At 59.8% G+C, this 16,214-nt stretch carries 16 protein-coding genes; 8 read left to right on the top strand and 8 right to left on the bottom strand.

Going from position 1 to position 16,214, the window contains the following annotated elements; genetic code table 11:
* The first annotated feature begins 47 nt into the window (after positions 1-47).
* Both ACFWW4_RS01290 and ACFWW4_RS01285 read left to right on the top strand, forming a co-directional pair.
* Positions 48-1,172, top strand: coding sequence for a cobalamin-independent methionine synthase II family protein (locus tag ACFWW4_RS01290; protein ID WP_411889203.1), 1,125 nt, complete (start codon positions 48-50; stop codon positions 1,170-1,172).
* Between the two features lie 58 nt (positions 1,173-1,230).
* A complete protein-coding gene (locus tag ACFWW4_RS01285; protein WP_411889202.1) occupies positions 1,231-2,643 on the top strand; it encodes an FAD-binding oxidoreductase in 1,413 nt (470 codons plus the stop codon).
* A gap of 273 nt (positions 2,644-2,916) precedes the next feature.
* Here the strand turns inward: ACFWW4_RS01285 and ACFWW4_RS01280 are convergent, their stop codons facing one another.
* Both ACFWW4_RS01280 and ACFWW4_RS01275 read right to left on the bottom strand, forming a co-directional pair.
* The gene (locus ACFWW4_RS01280) at positions 2,917-3,447 is read right to left on the bottom strand and encodes an adenine phosphoribosyltransferase (protein WP_411889201.1); all 531 of its coding nucleotides are present in this window, start codon (positions 3,445-3,447) and stop codon (positions 2,917-2,919) included.
* 10 nt (positions 3,448-3,457) lie between these two features.
* On the bottom strand, positions 3,458-4,324 hold the full coding sequence (locus ACFWW4_RS01275; protein ID WP_411889200.1) for an S-methyl-5'-thioadenosine phosphorylase: 867 nt from the start codon (positions 4,322-4,324) through the stop codon (positions 3,458-3,460).
* A gap of 174 nt (positions 4,325-4,498) precedes the next feature.
* On the opposite strand from ACFWW4_RS01275, the gene ACFWW4_RS01270 reads away from it, so the two are divergent.
* From ACFWW4_RS01270 to ACFWW4_RS01260, 3 genes are all read left to right on the top strand, one after another.
* Positions 4,499-6,124, top strand: a complete 1,626-nt coding sequence (locus tag ACFWW4_RS01270) for a SulP family inorganic anion transporter (protein WP_411889199.1) — start codon at positions 4,499-4,501, stop codon at positions 6,122-6,124.
* Positions 6,125-6,224: 100 nt separating this feature from the next.
* Positions 6,225-7,151, top strand: a complete 927-nt coding sequence (locus ACFWW4_RS01265; protein ID WP_411889198.1) for a calcium/sodium antiporter — start codon at positions 6,225-6,227, stop codon at positions 7,149-7,151.
* Positions 7,152-7,228: 77 nt separating this feature from the next.
* A complete protein-coding gene (locus ACFWW4_RS01260) occupies positions 7,229-7,780 on the top strand; it encodes a hypothetical protein (protein WP_411889197.1) in 552 nt (183 codons plus the stop codon).
* Here the strand turns inward: ACFWW4_RS01260 and ACFWW4_RS01255 are convergent.
* Complete coding sequence (locus ACFWW4_RS01255; protein WP_411889196.1) at positions 7,777-8,388, bottom strand: flavin reductase family protein; 612 nt, start codon at positions 8,386-8,388, stop codon at positions 7,777-7,779. The genes ACFWW4_RS01260 and ACFWW4_RS01255 overlap by 4 nt on opposite strands.
* A gap of 69 nt (positions 8,389-8,457) precedes the next feature.
* Between ACFWW4_RS01255 and ACFWW4_RS01250 the strand changes: the two genes are divergently transcribed.
* On the top strand, positions 8,458-8,973 hold the full coding sequence (locus tag ACFWW4_RS01250) for a GNAT family N-acetyltransferase (RefSeq protein WP_411889195.1): 516 nt from the start codon (positions 8,458-8,460) through the stop codon (positions 8,971-8,973).
* 15 nt (positions 8,974-8,988) lie between these two features.
* Positions 8,989-9,792 carry an EcsC family protein gene (locus ACFWW4_RS01245; protein WP_411889194.1) on the top strand — a complete coding sequence of 268 codons (804 nt, stop codon included), beginning with the start codon at positions 8,989-8,991 and terminating at the stop codon, positions 9,790-9,792.
* On the opposite strand, the gene ptsP is transcribed toward ACFWW4_RS01245, so the two are convergent.
* From ptsP to ACFWW4_RS01220, 5 genes are all read right to left on the bottom strand, one after another.
* Positions 9,783-12,026, bottom strand: coding sequence for a phosphoenolpyruvate--protein phosphotransferase (ptsP, locus tag ACFWW4_RS01240; protein WP_411889193.1), 2,244 nt, complete (start codon positions 12,024-12,026; stop codon positions 9,783-9,785). The genes ACFWW4_RS01245 and ptsP overlap by 10 nt on opposite strands.
* A gap of 35 nt (positions 12,027-12,061) precedes the next feature.
* Positions 12,062-13,300, bottom strand: a complete 1,239-nt coding sequence (locus ACFWW4_RS01235; RefSeq protein ID WP_411889192.1) for an aspartate kinase — start codon at positions 13,298-13,300, stop codon at positions 12,062-12,064.
* A gap of 71 nt (positions 13,301-13,371) precedes the next feature.
* Complete coding sequence (locus ACFWW4_RS01230) at positions 13,372-14,022, bottom strand: SDR family NAD(P)-dependent oxidoreductase (RefSeq protein WP_411889191.1); 651 nt, start codon at positions 14,020-14,022, stop codon at positions 13,372-13,374.
* Between the two features lie 22 nt (positions 14,023-14,044).
* Complete coding sequence (locus ACFWW4_RS01225; protein WP_411889190.1) at positions 14,045-14,449, bottom strand: DUF1178 family protein; 405 nt, start codon at positions 14,447-14,449, stop codon at positions 14,045-14,047.
* A 63-nt stretch (positions 14,450-14,512) separates the two neighbouring features.
* Positions 14,513-14,986, bottom strand: a complete 474-nt coding sequence (locus ACFWW4_RS01220; RefSeq protein WP_393927893.1) for an NUDIX hydrolase — start codon at positions 14,984-14,986, stop codon at positions 14,513-14,515.
* 33 nt (positions 14,987-15,019) lie between these two features.
* Between ACFWW4_RS01220 and ACFWW4_RS01215 the strand changes: the two genes are divergently transcribed.
* Positions 15,020-16,177, top strand: a complete 1,158-nt coding sequence (locus ACFWW4_RS01215) for an acetoin utilization protein AcuC (protein WP_411889189.1) — start codon at positions 15,020-15,022, stop codon at positions 16,175-16,177.
* Positions 16,178-16,214: the final 37 nt, after the last annotated feature.

Below are 16,214 nucleotides of genomic sequence, written 5' to 3'. Positions count from 1 at the left end.
TTGCCGACGCAAATCCGACGCGATGCCGACAGGAAGGAAATGCCACAATGGCCAAAGTCTTAACAACCCACACAGGCTCTCTGCCGCGCACGCAAGAGGTCGTCGATTTCATCTTCGCCCGCGAAAATGGTGAGACCTATGATCAAGGTGCCTTTGATGCGGCGATGACGGCGGCGGTCTCGGAAACCGTGAAAAAACAAGTGGATGCAGGGATTGATATCGTCAGCGATGGCGAGACTTCCAAGATATCATACGCCACCTACGTCAAGGATCGTTACACCGGTTTCGACGGCGACAGCCCCCGCAACGCGCCCGCTGACCTGAAGCAATTCCCAAGCTTTCTCAAGCGGTTAGCCGATGACGGCGGCACCCCGAAATACGCGCGCCCGATGTGCGTGAACGAGGTGAAGTCAAAAGGGCAAGGCGAATTGGAGAAGGATATCGCCAATCTCAAGGCCGCGATGGCCGAACACGGGGTGAAACGCGGCTTTATGAATGCGGCATCCCCGGGTGTTATCTCTTTGTTTTTGCAGAACGATTACTACAAAACCCGCGAGGCGTATCTGGCCGCACTCGCCGATGCGATGAAGGCGGAGTATGAGACGATCGTGGCTTCGGGCCTCGATCTGCAACTCGACTGCCCCGACCTCGCACTGTCGCGTCATATGTTGTTTAACGATTTGTCGGATGATGAATTCCTCAAAATCGCCGCCAGCCATGTGGAGGCGCTGAACCACGCGCTGGCCGACGTGCCAGAGGACAAGGTGCGCGTGCATATCTGCTGGGGCAATTACGAAGGGCCGCATGTCTGCGATATCCCGATGGCCAAGATGTTTGACACGCTGATGTCCACCAAGTCGCGTTACGTGCTGTTCGAAACATCCAACCCCCGCCACGGCCACGAATGGACCGTCTTCCGCGACCGCGCGGGCGATATACCGGATGGTAAGGTTTTGGTGCCCGGTGTGGTGGATACGACAACAAATTTTGTCGAACATCCGGAGTTGGTTGCACAACGTATTGAAAGATTTATCCAAATTGTCGGCGCTGATCGCGTGATCGCCGGGTCGGACTGCGGTTTTGGCACCTTCGCCGGTTTTGGCGCCGTCGATCCCGAGATCGCCTATGCCAAGCTCGGTGCGCTTGCAGAGGGTGCGTCGAAAGCTGCTTAGAATCCGGTTGGACTGACCTGCCTTTTGGCCCATGTAATGGGCTGAAAGGACCCATGACATGCTCAACCCCGTCACCGAAGCCTTTGAAGCGCAATTGCGCACGATGCTGCCCGCCGCCGCCTTCAAGGATGACAGCGCCCCCTACCTGACCGAACCGCGCGGACGCTGGGAAGGGCAGGGGCTTGTGGTCGCCCCCGGCACGACTGAGGACGTTGCGGCGGTCGTGAAAGCTTGCGCCGACGCGCGGATTGGTATCGTGCCCTATAGCGGCGGCACCGGCCTTGTCGGCGGGCAACTTTTGCAGGACGGCCCCGCGCCGGTTGTGCTGTCACTGGAGCGGATGAACCGCATTCGCGATATCTATCCATCTGAAAACGTTCTGGTTTGTGACGCAGGCGTGATCCTGGCTGATGTGCAGAAGGCGGCCGAAGATTTGGGGCGTCTGTTCCCGCTGTCACTGGCCTCGGAAGGCTCGGCACGGATCGGCGGGCTCTTGTCCACCAATGCGGGCGGAGTGAATGTGCTACGCTACGGCAATGCCCGCGCGCAATGCCTGGGGCTGGAGGTCGTGCGCCCGGACGGGTCGGTCTGGCATGGGCTGACGCGACTGCGTAAGGACAACACCGGCTATGATCTGCGCAACCTGATGATCGGGGCGGAAGGGACGCTGGGCATCATCACCGGTGCCGCGCTGAAACTGGCCCCCCGCCCGGTTGGTGTAGGGGCCGCGATGATGGCGGTGCCTTCGCCCGCGGCTGCGCTGGACCTGCTGGCCCTGGCGGGTGAGCGGATCGGCGACGGGGTTTCGGCGTTTGAGATCATGCATCGGCAAGGCTTTGATTTTTTGGCAGAAGTGGGGCCCGAGGTGAAACAGCCCTTTGACAATATCCCCGAATGGTGCGTCTTGATCGACGTCGGTCTGCCAGCCGGCCTGCCGCCCGAAGCGGCGCTGGAAGGGCTTTTCGAAGCGGCTTTTGAGGCTGATCTGGTCACGGATGGCGTCATCGCGCAAAGCCACGCGCGGCGCGATGCGTTCTGGCATATCCGCGAAAGCATTCCAGAGGCGAACCGTCGGATCGGGTCGGTCAGTTCACACGATATCTCCGTCCCGCTCAGCGCCGTCCCCGAATTCATCCAGCGCGGCAAGCAGGCGCTGGCCGAAGTGGGGGCATTCCGCATCAACTGCTTTGGCCATCTGGGCGACGGCAACCTGCATTACAACATCTTTCCCATGCCTGGGCGGACCCGCGCGGATTACGAGGCAGAACGGCCGCGCGCGAAGGAAGTGGTACATGATCTGGTGGACGCAATGGACGGATCGGTGAGCGCCGAACACGGGATCGGACGGTTGAAGGTGGATGACCTGGAACGTTATGGCGACCCCGTTAAGCTATCCATGCTGCGCACGATCAAGGACGCGTTGGACCCGCTGGGCATTATGAACCCCGGTGCCGTTCTGCGCCAAGTTTGACCAAAAGGAGCGCCTGCGGCGCACGACATTTTTGGTGAGAGGAACAACCGTTGCGCGGTGTTGAAAGCACAGATGCCTCCGGCGAGAGTTATTGGGGAAGAAAGAAGATGTTAACCTTGTTCTGGGACGGTCGTGATGCGGCACAGGCTGGAGAGTTGATGACCGTGAAGGGAGACGTCGCGCGGCGTTCGGACCTCAACCAGGTCAGTCTGGACCGGACAACGGGGTCGCGCGCATCTCCTGACTTCTTTCAAAATAACTCCCGCCGGAGTCTCAGTCGCCCTCGAATTCGCACAGTGCGTGGACATTCATGTCCAACGCTTCCAGCTTCTTGCGCCCGCCCAGATCGGGCAGGTCGATGATGAAGGCGCAGCCGATCACCTCTGCCCCCATCCGTTCGATCAGCTTGATCCCCGCCTCTGCCGTGCCGCCGGTGGCGAGCAGGTCGTCGACCAGCAGCACCTTTTCGCCCGCTTGCAGGGCGTCGTCATGAACCTCCATGATCGCCTCGCCGTATTCCAGCGTATAGCTTTGTTCGATCGTTTTGCCGGGCAGTTTGCCCTTTTTGCGGATCGGTACAAAGCCGACCGAAAGCTGGTGGGCGATGGCACCCCCGAGGATGAAACCGCGTGCTTCCAGCCCGACCACCTTGTCAATCGGTTGGCCTGCGTAAGGGTGCAGCAACTGATCAATGGCGATACGGAAACCGCGCGCATCGCCGAACAACGTGGTGACATCACGAAACATGATCCCCTCATGCGGGAAATCAGGGATGGTGCGAATGTAGTCCTGGACAGTTTTCATGGATACTCTTTCAAAGAACGCGGCCGGCGATGGCGTCGAGTTTTGCGGTCAGGGCAGGGTCCCGTTTGTCGGGGGCGGTCATCAGGGCGTATTCCAGCGCGCGGTCGCAGCCATGGGGGCAGGGTGCGCGGTCTGGCCCGAGAAGTGCGGGCAGGCGACTGACGAGGTCTTGCGCCTTGGTCCCGTTGCCCTGCAGTATTTTGATCACATCGCTGACATCGACAGCCCCATGATCGGGGTGCCAACTGTCGTAATCGGTGACCATCGCGATAGAGGCATAGCAAATCTCGGCTTCGCGGGCGAGTTTTGCCTCAGGCATATTCGTCATCCCGATCACATGACAGCCCCATTCGCGGTAGAGCTTGCTTTCGGCCTGGGATGAGAATTGGGGGCCTTCCATAGCCAGGTACGTGCCGCCCCGGTGGATCTTGATCCCAGCATCGCGTCCAGCGGTTTCGCAGGCGTCTGACAGCCGTTCGCAGGTCGGATGGGCCACGCTGACATGGGCCACACAGCCGGTGCCGAAGAATGATTTTTCGCGGGCGAAGGTCCGGTCGATGAACTGATCCACGATGACAAAATCACCCGGCGCCATGTCCTCGCGAAACGATCCGCAGGCGCTGACGCTGATGATATCAGTGACACCAAGGCGCTTCATCGCGTCGATATTGGCGCGGTAGGGGACCGTCGTCGGTGAATGCACATGCCCGCGCCCGTGCCGGGGCAGGAAGGCCATGGGAACACCATCCAGAACGCCCGTCAGGGTATTGTCAGATGGCTGGCCCCATGGACTGTCTTGACTGACCCATTTGGCGTCCTGCAGCCCATCCATATTGTAAATGCCGGAGCCACCGATGATTCCGATTTTGGTTTTCATGGGTTACCTCGTGTTAACCTGCCTGCAGGACACTGGATTGGAATGAATGAAAAGTGAACCCCGCGCGCCGTGCCGATGCAGCAACACTGCGTCACGGGGCCGATTGCAGGGGTGACAAGGGTCCTCGCGTCCTTTAGGGCGGCGCCAACACCCCCTTTATCGACAGGACATTCTATGGCCCGCGCATTATTGGCGAGTTTCGCCGACAGTCTTTCCCTTCGCGACCCTGACGCGCCGCTGACGCCGTCGCAGTTGAAGACGGAAATCCTGTCGGGCTTGACCGTCGCCTTGGCGCTGGTGCCAGAGGCCGTGGCCTTTGCCTTTGTCGCGGGGGTGGAGCCGCTGGTGGGGCTTTATGCCGCCTTTATCGTAGGGCTGATCACCGCGCTGTTTGGTGGGCGTCCGGGGATGATTTCGGGGGCCACAGGTGCGCTGGCGGTCGTCATGGTCAGCCTCGTGGCGCAGCATGGGGTTGAATACCTGTTTGCGACCGTTGTCCTGATGGGACTGATCCAGATCTTTGTGGGTATCATGCGCTGGGGCAAGTTTATCCGGCTGGTGCCGCATCCGGTGATGCTTGGCTTTGTGAACGGTCTGGCGATTGTGATTTTCCTGGCCCAACTGGGCCAGTTTCAGGTGCCCGGCACGGCCCATGGTGGTGGCGGGCATGGGATGGCCAATGGCGATTGGCTGACGGGCATCCCACTTTACCTGATGCTGGGGCTGACCGGGCTGACCATGCTGATCATCTGGGTGATGCCCAAGATCACCAATGTCATCCCCGCCCCGCTTGCCGGGATCGGCATCGTGGCCGCCATCGTGATCGGCTTTGGTCTGGATACACCGCTCGTCGCTGATTTGGCGAGCATTGAGGGTGGCTTGCCTCCCTTCCATGTTCCCATGGTCCCGCTGAATTGGGAGACGTTTGAGATCATTCTGCCCTATGCCCTGATCCTCGCCGCCATTGGTCTGATCGAAAGCCTGCTGACCCTGAACCTTGTGGGTGAGATGACGGGCAAGCGTGGCGGGGCGAGCCAGGAATGCCTGGCCCAAGGCGCGGCCAATACGGTCACCGGGTTCTTTGGCGGCATGGGCGGTTGTGCCATGATCGGCCAGTCGATGATCAACGTAAAATCCGGCGGGCGCACCCGCGTGGCGGGCGTTGCGGCGGCGCTGTTTCTTTTGGCCTTCATTCTGTTTGCAAGCGGGTTGATCGGTCAAATCCCGCTGGCCGCACTTGTGGGCGTGATGTTCATGGTGGTGATCGGGACGTTTGCATGGAACTCCTTGCGTATCCTGCGCAAGGTGCCGCGCACGGATGCATTTGTGACGATCCTTGTGACCATCGTGACGGTGGCGACCGACCTTGCAACGGCGGTGGTCGTTGGTGTGATCGTCTCGGCCCTCGCCTATGCTTGGAGCAACGCAACCCGCATCCACGCGATCAAGCGTGAAAGCCGGACAGAGGCGGGTGCACAGGTTTATGAAATCCAGGGGCCGCTGTTCTTTGGTTCTGCTGACGGGTTCATGGAAATCTTCGATGTGGAAAGCGACCCGGATGTGGTGATCGTCGACTTTGCGGCCAGCCGTGTCGCCGACCAATCGGCCTTGCAGGCAATCGAGGCGGTGGCCCAGCGATACGAAGACGCAGGCAAGGTGATTCAGTTGCGCCACCTCAGTCGTGACTGCCATCAGCTTTTGTCGAAAGCCGGGCATTTGATGATCGATAGTGACGATGATCCCGACTATGCGCTGGCCGTGGACTATAGCGTAAAAACCGGGATTATCGGGGGCCACTGAACCCTTGAAACGGTCTCTGTGACATCATAAATCCCGTGCGCGTCCGGCAGGCCAGCGGCGCGGCAGATCGTTGCAGTTTCTGGCCCCGGATGGATCATCCATGCTGGTTGATATCCTTTTCGTTCTTGGCGGCCTGACCGCGCTGGTCCTTGGTGGCGATGCGCTGGTGCGCGGCTCTGTGGCCGTAGCCATGCGCGCCGGGCTTTCCCCGCTGGTGATTGGCCTGACGCTGGTCGGTTTCGGGACCTCGGTGCCGGAATTGATGACCAGCCTGATCGCCGCCTTTGATGGTTTGCCCGGCATCGCGCTGGGCAATGTGGTGGGCAGCAATATCGCCAATATCCTGCTGATCCTGGGTCTTTCTGCGGTGATCGCCCCTGTTGTAGCCGGTGCCGTCATTGGCCGGGATGGCTGGATCATGATTGGCGTGACCGTTTTGTGCGCCGGTCTGATGCTGATGGGGCAGGTCGGTCGGATCGCCGGGCTGGTCTGCGTAATCCTGTTGGCGATCTATCTGTTTACGACGCTGCGGCAGGGACAGGTGGAGCCGGTCGCCGATATCCCGACCGAGAAAAAGCCGGTCTGGTATGGCTTTGGCTTCTTTCTCGCCGGTCTTGTCGGTGTGCTGATCGGGGCAAAGCTGCTGGTCGATGGGGCGAGTGCTATCGCGGCGGCCTTCAATGTGTCGAACGCTGTCATCGGTCTGACGGTTGTGGCTGTCGGTACGTCGTTGCCTGAACTCGTCACCTCGGTCATTGCGGCCCGCAAGGGGCAGGGTGACATCGCCGTTGGCAACGTCGTCGGTTCCAACATCTTCAACGTGTTGGGCATTCTGGGGATCACGGCTGTGGTGCATCCGCTTGACGTGCCTGCCGATATGCAAGGGCTCAGCCTTTGGATGCTTGTAGGTGCGGCATTGGCCCCGGCTGCGATCATGCTGGCCTTTGGTCGTATCACCCGACTGGCAGGCGTTCTGATGGTGCTGGCCTATGCCGGATATACCGCCGTACTTGTCATAGGGACGTAAGCGGGCAAAAAGCTCAGTCGATTTACCGTTGTCGGTTTTTTTGCTAATATCGCGGCATTAGTAAAAAGGATCTTTATATGCCTATTCGCCTGTTTGCCGTGGGAAGCGGTGGTTTTGAGTATCGGCGCACAAGTATCAGCGTCGGCGAGGTTTTCGAGATGGCAAATATGGCCAGCGTCATGACAGCACCCAGTCGTGCGCACGCGGCAATTGCAGCCGCAGATGCCGAGGTGAATACATCCGGGCTCGAGCGCGCATTGACCGCGATGAGCGATATTCAACAGCTTCACCATTTCCGCGATGCCTGTACGATGATGCAGGCAGGCGGTGATATCATTCTGTCGTTTTCGTTTCGCAGTAGCAATTTGATGTGGGTGGACGATTCAGCACATCGCAGTTTTCGCTTGACCAACCGCATGGCAAACCCGGCTTGGCATATCCTCAATCGCATCCAGCCAGCCATGGAACGCACCGGCATGCAGGGTACTGGTGTGTTGATGAGTATTGCAATCGTCTTTAACAGCTTCCTGCAGCACGAGGCGTCGCCTGGTGGCAGCCCATTCCGCAACCCCGACCGGCCCACCGATTATCGCGGTGATGCACGGCTGAATTTTCAGTTCAGTGACTAGGGCCTGTCATCGGGGCGGTTTAGGCTGAAAACCTCGCGGATGACCGAATAATCGCGGTAGCCAAGCCGGGTGAGAGGGTTGTAGGTCGTCACGTCAAACTTGCCATCGACAAGGCAATCATCGCGCAGATGCACACCTGTGACCTCACCAAACACGGCAAAATTTGCCTCACCCGGCAGCTGAACGATTTGTGTCAGCTTGCATTCCAGCGTCGCGGGGGTGTTTGCGACGCGCGGGCAGTTGATCGTTTCACACTTTGCCTTTTCGACGCCGGCCAGCGCAAATTCATCCGTTTCACGCTCCCATGGGCCTGAGGTCTGGTTCATGATCTCGCGGGCCGCATATTCGACGATATTGACCGCAAACACACCCGTGTCGCGGATGTTGGCCACACTATCCTTGGTATCACCCCGGTCCGGCTTCGCACTGGTTGATGCGAACATGACCTGCGGGGGAACGTAGGCTACCGCGTTGAAGAATGAATAGGGTGCCAGATTGTCCTGCCCGTCTGCGCCGCGCGTCGCAATCCAGCCAATCGGGCGGGGCGAGACGACAGCGTTGAACGGGTTATGCGGCAATCCGTGACCATTTTCGGGTTTGTAAAACATCAAGCAGCCTTTTCGTCAGGTTTGCCAAGGGGTAGCGTGGCGCCAAGCCCTTGGCCAGACGAAAGATAAATGCAGCGAATATCCATCCAATTGGCCAGGGAAACGCCAGATGACTGGTGGGAGGTCGAGGCGCTTTATGACCTGTGCTTTGCGCCGGGGCGGACCGCATTGTCATCCTACCGGCTGCGAGAGGACGTGCCGCCCATTGCCGAGCTTTGCTGGACGGCGCGTGATGGCGAAGATGTGCTGGCCGGGGTGGTCCGCTGCTGGCCTGTGAAGGTGGCCAATCAGGCGACCATTCTGCTGGGTCCCATCGCTGTTCACCCGACGCGGCAAGGCGAAGGGATCGCGGCCTTGCTGATCTACAAGATCATAGAAGCGGCCAGCGATCTGGGCTGGCCGCGCGTGTTGCTGGTGGGTGACGCGCCTTACTATCAGCGTTTCGGGTTTCAGCGGCTTGACGGTGTCGAAATGCCACCCCCCACCAACCCGGACCGGGTCCTGGGTCTGGCACTGAAAGACGCGGCGTGGGACGGGGTACACGGCCCGGTTTGCAAGGCCAGTGATTGCAATTCGACAGGCTGACCCCATCTTAGGGACATGAGCGAACCTGATATTATTGTCGAAAAAAACGATACACCCGAAGCATCACGCGCCTTGTCACCAGAGGCCCGCGAGCAGATTGCCGAAATTGCCCGCAGGCAACGCAAGGCCAAGGGTATCCTTATGCAGGCCGTCAACTTTGTTGGTGGTCAGGTCGAGGATGGCCTGAAACTGCTGCCTCAAAAGGTCCGGCTGCAATTGAACGACGTGGCGCGCAGGGCCTTACGCCAAAGCTATGACGTGGCCGCGAAATCACGCGATGGTATGGGCCAAAGGATCGCATCGGATCGCGCGCATAAGGTCATGGGCACGGTATCGGGTGCGGTCGGCGGCTTTGGCGGCTTGCCCACAGCGATTGCGGAACTGCCCGTGGCCACAACGCTGATTTTCCGTGCGGTTCAAAGCGTGGCTGCGGAATACGGCGAAGACCCACTGTCAGAAGAGACGCGCTTGGAATGCCTGGCAGTCTTTGGGGCCGGTGGCCCCGGGTCAGATGATGACGGGGTCGATACGTCTTTTGTCGGCGCGCGGTTGAGCCTTTCGGGCGTGGCAGTGAACAAGCTGATCAGCAAGGTGGCCCCGAAATTCGCGGCAGTGCTATCGCAAAAGCTCGCCACGCAGACGGTGCCGGTTCTGGGCGCCGCTGCGGGTGCAGGTACAAATTATGCCTTTCTCGATTACTATGTCTCGATTGCCCATGTGCATTTCGGTCTGCGCCAGATGGTGCGCAATCATGATGAGAAAGCGGTGATTGACGAATTTCACCGCGTCCTCGCCGCCGTTGATCTGCCTCAGACCTGATAGACCAGCCAATCGGCCACGGCCCGCCGCACGGACTGATCGCCATTGGCAATGGCCTCGTCCATCACGGCTTTGACCTCTGACAGATCGACCCGGCGCAACAGATGCTTCACCGGCCCGATGGAGGCAGGGCGCATCGACAGGCTGCGCAGGCCAAGCGCGGCAAAGCAAAGTGCCTCGACCGGGCGACCGGCATCCTCGCCGCAGAAGGAAAGCGGCGTGTTGTGGATCTCGCAGCGTTTGATCACCCGCTCGATGAAAGACAGGAAACTGACATCAAGCGTGTCGTAACGCTTGCGCACCCGTTCATTTTCGCGGTCTGCGGCAAAGAAGAACTGTTTCAGGTCATTGCCACCGATCGAGACGAAATCCACCTCATCAAAAAAAGCATCGGGCGCAAAAGCCAGCGATGGCGTTTCCAGCATTGCCCCAACCTCTAGGCTGGACGGCAGGGGGTGCCCCAGAATTTTTTCCCTTGCGATGGCTTTGTCCATCTCGGCCTTGGCATCGCGGAATTCACGGATCTGGGTAATGAACGGGAACATCACAGCAAGTGGTCCGCCATTCGCGGCGCGCAGCAAGGCCTGCAATTGCATGCGCAAGACACCCGGTTTGTCGAGGCCCACCCGTATCGCACGCCAGCCCATGGCCGGGTTCGGTTCGTCATTGGGCTTCATATAGGGCAGGACCTTGTCGGACCCGATATCCAGTGTCCGGAACGCCACACGCTTGCCCGCAGCGGCATTTACGACACGCGAATAAAGCGCGGAAAGCTCGGCCCGTTTGGGCATCTGGTTGCGGATCAGGAATTGCAGTTCTGTGCGGAACAGGCCAACCCCTTCAGCACCCGACCCGGCCAGCGACGGCAGATCAGCAATCAGGCCAGCATTCATCTGCAGCGATATGACATTACCGCATTTCGTTTCCGCCGGCAGATCACGGATCGAGGCATAGCGTTCCTGCGCGCGGGTCTGCATCGCCAGTTTGTCACGAAACGCAGCATGAACGGTATCGTCAGGTCGCAAATGGGCGATGCCCTGTTCGCCGTCCACAAGGATCGGGTCACCGTTCAGCGCCTCACGGACAACCCCCTTGGCATTGATGACCAGCGGGATCGCCCAGGCGCGGGCAACAATGGTCGCGTGGCTCCCGACAGAGCCTTCTTCAAGCACGATGCCTTTCAGCTTTTTGCCGTATTCCAGCAATTCGCCGGGGCCGATATTGCGCGCCACAAGGATCGGGTTGTCGGGCATATCAGCCTTGGCGTCGGCCCCCTGACCGGTGAGGATCCGCAACAGACGGTTGGACAGGTCATCAAGGTCATGCAGGCGCTCGCGCATGTAAGGGTCAGCGGATTTCGATAGCCGGGCACGGGCCAGCGACTGTTCCTTTTCAACCGCAGCTTCGGCGGAAAGGCCGTTTTCGACATCGGCCTTCATGCGGCGCAGCCAGCCGTCTGAATTGGCAAACATGCGATACGCTTCAAGAACCTGAATCTGATCCGTATCCGCCGACCGGGCCCCGACGAGCATATTGTCGACCGCCTTGCGCAGTTCCTCAATCGCGGCATAAAGCCGGTCATTCTCCTTTTCAGGATCGTCCGAAATCGGGTTTGTGACCACCACGCGGGGTTCATGCAGGAACACCTTGCCCTCGCTGGCACCTTCCTGCGCGACGGAGCCACGCAGCATTACGGGCTGCTGGTGACGGGCAGACAAAGCAGCCCCTTCGCCAACAAACGCGCCAAGTTCGGTCATTTCAGCAATGACCATGGCGACGATTTCGAGGGCATAGACCTCATCAGGGGTAAACTTGCGCGCGGCCTTTGATTGGACCACCAGCACGCCAAGCACATCCCCGAGGCGCTGGATCGGTACGCCGCAGAACGACGAAAACCGTTCCTCGCCGGTTTCCGGCATGTAGCGGAACCCTTTTTCGGCGGGGGCGTCCGCGGTGTTGATCACACTGCGACTTTTGGCAGTGCGGCCGACAAGACCCTCGCCCAATCGCATCCGTGTCTGGTGAACCGCCTCGCGCTCCAGTCCTTTGGTGGCGCACAGCTCTAGCGTTTCGGTATCGCGAAACAGGTAGATCGAACAGACCTCGGTCTGCATCGAATTGGCGATCAGGTTCACAACCGAATCAAGCCGCGCCTGACCTTCGTTGTCCGCTGCCAACGCCTCGCGCAAGCGGCCAAGCAGCTTGCGGCTTTCCGTTTCCAACCGATGTGGCATAAGCCCCCTTTGAGCAGACCACCCTGTGAGACGGGTTAGCCTGCCTTTTCCAATTCGAAAGCATCATGAAGGGCTTGCACAGCAAGTTCCATGTATTTTCTGTCAATCAGGACGGAAATTTTTATCTCAGAGGTTGTAATGACCTTGATGTTGATACCCTCAGCCGAGAGTACCTTGAACATCTTGGCGGCAACACCCGTGTGGCTGCGCATGCCGATGCCAACAACGGAAACCTTGGCGACGCCTTCATCGGCGACCAGATCGTGAAAGTTGATCTCGCCGCTTGCTTTCGCGTCCTGCATGGCTTTTTCAGCGCGCAGCACCTGATCGGTGGGGCAGGAAAACGTCATATCCGTGCGTCCCTCTTCCGAGATATTCTGCACGATCATGTCCACATTGACCCCTGCATCTGACAGCGGGCCAAAGATGGCGGCGGCAATGCCGGGCCGGTCCGCAACCGAGATCAGGGTCATCTTGGCCTCATCACGGGAATAGGCGACACCGGCGACAACGTTGGATTCCATGATTTCCTCCTCATCGCAGACAAGCGTTCCGGCGCTGTCCGATGGTTCTTCGAATGATGACAGCACCCGCAGGCGCACCTTGTAGCGCATTGCCAGTTCAACCGACCGTGTCTGCAGGACCTTTGCGCCAAGGGACGCCAGTTCCAGCATTTCCTCAAACGCAATCCGGTCCAGCTTGCGTGCTTTGGATGTGATGCGCGGATCCGTGGTATAGACACCGTCGACATCAGTGTAGATATCACAGCGTTCGGCACCAAAGGCGGCAGCAAAGGCCACTGCGGTCGTGTCAGACCCACCGCGCCCCAGCGTTGTGATCCGGCCTTCGGGGCTGATCCCCTGAAAGCCCGCGACAACGGCGACCTTCATCCCTTCACCGAATTTGGCGGTGATATTATCCGTCGGGATATCCTCGATCCGGGCGCTGGAATGGGCGGATGTGGTCATGACCGGCACCTGCCAGCCCTGCCAGCTGCGGGCCGGAATATCCATTTCCTGCAGCCGCAGCGCCATCAATCCGGCGGTTACGTTTTCACCAGACGACACGATCGCATCATATTCGCGTGCGTCATACAGGGGCGATGTTTCCTCAACCCAGCCCACCAACTCGTTGGTCTTGCCCGACATGGCCGAGACGATGACGATCACGTCATACCCGTTGGCCACCTCAACGGCCACACGCTTTGCCGCGCGTGCGATCCGGTCGAGATTGGCAACAGATGTGCCCCCAAATTTCATCACAAGCGTCGGCATCAGTCTTCCTAAGGAAACGAGGTACTTGGTCGGCGTTCCCTTTAAAGAGGCCGGGGGCGAAGGGCAATCGGTTAGTAGGGGTGCGCCTGACCGTCCCAGGTTTCGAAACAGCCGGTCGTTTCGGGGCCAAGTGCGGCAAATCGGTCCATCAACCCGCGCGCGCTTTGCTCTGTGCTGATCGCGGCGGATGCGCCGCCCATATCCGTGCGCACCCAGCCGGGGTGATAGACGCCAACGCTGATCCCCTCCGGCGCCAGATCAGTGGCAAGGTTCCGGCCAAGGTTCAGCGCCGCCGCCTTGCTGGCCCGATAGATATAGCTGCCACCCGGCGCGTGCGTGTCCGAGGCCATCTGCGAGGAAATAATGGCGATTTTGGCGCTACCCGCGCGACGCAGATGCGGCAGTAGATGCTGGATGCTCATAAAGACACCGGTCACATTAGTGGCAAACCCCTGCGCCCACATGTCGGCAGGATAGCCCCTATCCAGCGATTGCCCCTTATCAGGATAGATCCCCGCATTGCAGATCAGAAGGTCAATCGCCGTGTCGCCCAACGATGCGGCCAGCCGGGCATGCGACGCAGGGTCGGCCACATCCAGTTCACGCATTGCCCCTGCATCCGGTTGCCGGTGCGTGCCGATAACAGTTGCGCCCGCGTCAGCATAACCATCGAACAGGGCCTTGCCGATGCCACGACTGGCCCCTGTAATCAGGATCGTCATCTATGCTTCCCCTTGTCTGGGATCAGTTCGTTTTCTTGCGCGGCACGAATGGCAGCGGCATGACGGGAATACCGTCATCAACCAGTTTCTTGGCATCGTCCAGCTTGGCCTCACCATAGATGGGACGTTCCGGCACGATACCATCATGCATATCACGCGCCTCTTTCGCAAAAGAGGTGCCGACATAGTCGGAATTCGCCTCGACCTGCTTGCGAAGCTCGGCCAATGCGGTCTCAGTTCTTTTGGGCACCGTGATGTCCGACGATGTGCTGACCGACGGCGCCATGACGGATTTCGTCACCGCCGTCGATCCGCAGGAGGTGCAATTGATCATACCTGCTGCCACCAGCTTGTCGAACGCGGCGCCGGACTGAAACCAGCTTTCAAAGGCGTGGTTCTGGTCGCATTTGAGGTGAAAACGGATCATGGCCTTGGTACCTGTACATCTGGACCGTTAAATAGGGGTTTTCGCGACCCATGCAAGTTTTGCCTACTTACGCAACTTATGCGGGGCAAAGGTGGCGACGATGTGTTTCAGCTGGGGTTCCGACAGCTTTTTTGCCGCCTTTTTCGCGCTGAACCACTTGCGCCGCCGCTGGTGTTTTTCCGGCCACTTGCTGTGAACATGAAGGACATGCACCGGATAGACCATCACGACAATCGGCGCCCCATCAACCTTGAGCGGCTTGCTATAGGTATAGACCCCGACACAGTGATCAATGGCATCGCCGCTGACCCCGGCCTCTTCCATTGCTTCGGTCGCGGCGGCCAGGGCCGGTGTCTGTTTGTGCATCGGCCAGCCCTTCGGCAGGATCCAGCGCTGGCTGTTGCGACTGGTCACAAGGCAGATCTGCAACTGATCGTTCTTGATCCGCCAGCAAAGTGCCGCAAACTGCGCCCGCACATCGGTTTTCCGCCCGGTCCGAAATTTGAGGGGAAGCTGTTGTGCCGGTGATTTCGCCATGGTTCCGATCGTAAATTGGGTTACATCCCTGACATGTCTGCAGTTATTCACGCGTCACGAGGCCCGGCAACCCCCCTGCCGCGATTTATCGGGTCCGAGATCTACCGTCATTCGAGCTATGGCGCGTGGCACCCATTGCGTGTCCCGCGCGTATCGACCGTGATGGATCTGGCCCGCGCGATGGGGTGGTTGCCGTCTGCGCAGTTCGTCAACAGCCCCCGTGCCAAGCCTATTGCGTTGCATGGGTTTCACACGCCGGAATATGTCGCCGCCCTGCAGGCCGCTGAAGACGCGCAAGCCGTGACCGATCATGTCCGCGAAAGGCACGGCCTCGGCACACCATCCAACCCTATCTTTGCAGAGATGTATCGCCGTCCCGCCACCTCAGCCGGTGCGGCCATGCTGGCCGGCGAACTGCTTGCCAAGGGCGGTGTCATCTACACCCCGGCGGGCGGCACCCATCACGGGCTGCCCGACCGGGCGAACGGGTTTTGTTACCTGAACGATCCGGTGCTTGCGATCCAGTCACTGCGCCGCAATGGCGCGCGCCGCATCGCCTATGTCGATATCGACGCCCATCACCCGGACGGGGTGGAACATGCCTTTGCCGACGATCCCGACACGCTGCTGATTTCAGTGCATGAGCAGAACCGATGGCCGCGCACCGGCGCACTGACGGATCGCGGTGTGGGCCAAGTCTATAACCTGCCCGTACCGCCCGGCCTGCACGATGATGACATGGCGCTGATCCGCGATCAGGTGATCCTGCCGCTTGTCGCCGGGTTCCGGCCAGATGCCATCGTCTTGCAATGCGGGGCCGATGCGGTGGCCGAAGATCCACAATCGCGCCTGACCCTGTCCAACAATGCCCATTGGGCGATTGTTGCCGCTTTGGGCACGCTCACCTCGCGCTATCTGGTGCTGGGCGGTGGCGGCTATAACCCGTGGTCGGTCGGCAGGCTCTGGACCGGTGTCTGGGCCACCCTGACCGGAGCCCAGATCCCCGACACACTGCCAGACGCTGCACAGGATGTGTTGCGCGCCTTGCGTTGGGACGGCCCGAAGCGGGCGCGCCAGCCGCAGCCGCACTGGATCGCGACCTTGCGCGATGTGCCGCATAACGGTCCGATCAATGCGGATGTGCGGCAACGCGCCGATGCCCTGATTGCACGCGCAAGGGCATGGGTCTGACCCTTGCCATGACCGCCTAACCGCCGGATAGTCGCCG

The organism is Yoonia sp. SDW83-1 (genome assembly GCF_046762885.1).
Taxonomy (GTDB): domain Bacteria; phylum Pseudomonadota; class Alphaproteobacteria; order Rhodobacterales; family Rhodobacteraceae; genus Yoonia.
This window is presented reverse-complemented; position numbering and strand designations above follow the sequence as displayed.

Coding starts and splice junctions, on each gene's coding strand:
- ACFWW4_RS01290 (WP_411889203.1), top strand. CDS start 48: ATGGCCAAAGTCTTAACAACCCACACAGGCTCTCTGCCGCGCACGCAA.
- ACFWW4_RS01285 (WP_411889202.1), top strand. CDS start 1,231: ATGCTCAACCCCGTCACCGAAGCCTTTGAAGCGCAATTGCGCACGATG.
- ACFWW4_RS01280 (WP_411889201.1), bottom strand. CDS start 3,447: ATGAAAACTGTCCAGGACTACATTCGCACCATCCCTGATTTCCCGCAT.
- ACFWW4_RS01275 (WP_411889200.1), bottom strand. CDS start 4,324: ATGAAAACCAAAATCGGAATCATCGGTGGCTCCGGCATTTACAATATG.
- ACFWW4_RS01270 (WP_411889199.1), top strand. CDS start 4,499: ATGGCCCGCGCATTATTGGCGAGTTTCGCCGACAGTCTTTCCCTTCGC.
- ACFWW4_RS01265 (WP_411889198.1), top strand. CDS start 6,225: ATGCTGGTTGATATCCTTTTCGTTCTTGGCGGCCTGACCGCGCTGGTC.
- ACFWW4_RS01260 (WP_411889197.1), top strand. CDS start 7,229: ATGCCTATTCGCCTGTTTGCCGTGGGAAGCGGTGGTTTTGAGTATCGG.
- ACFWW4_RS01255 (WP_411889196.1), bottom strand. CDS start 8,388: ATGTTTTACAAACCCGAAAATGGTCACGGATTGCCGCATAACCCGTTC.
- ACFWW4_RS01250 (WP_411889195.1), top strand. CDS start 8,458: ATGCAGCGAATATCCATCCAATTGGCCAGGGAAACGCCAGATGACTGG.
- ACFWW4_RS01245 (WP_411889194.1), top strand. CDS start 8,989: ATGAGCGAACCTGATATTATTGTCGAAAAAAACGATACACCCGAAGCA.
- ptsP (WP_411889193.1), bottom strand. CDS start 12,026: ATGCCACATCGGTTGGAAACGGAAAGCCGCAAGCTGCTTGGCCGCTTG.
- ACFWW4_RS01235 (WP_411889192.1), bottom strand. CDS start 13,300: ATGCCGACGCTTGTGATGAAATTTGGGGGCACATCTGTTGCCAATCTC.
- ACFWW4_RS01230 (WP_411889191.1), bottom strand. CDS start 14,022: ATGACGATCCTGATTACAGGGGCCAGTCGTGGCATCGGCAAGGCCCTG.
- ACFWW4_RS01225 (WP_411889190.1), bottom strand. CDS start 14,449: ATGATCCGTTTTCACCTCAAATGCGACCAGAACCACGCCTTTGAAAGC.
- ACFWW4_RS01220 (WP_393927893.1), bottom strand. CDS start 14,986: ATGGCGAAATCACCGGCACAACAGCTTCCCCTCAAATTTCGGACCGGG.
- ACFWW4_RS01215 (WP_411889189.1), top strand. CDS start 15,020: ATGTCTGCAGTTATTCACGCGTCACGAGGCCCGGCAACCCCCCTGCCG.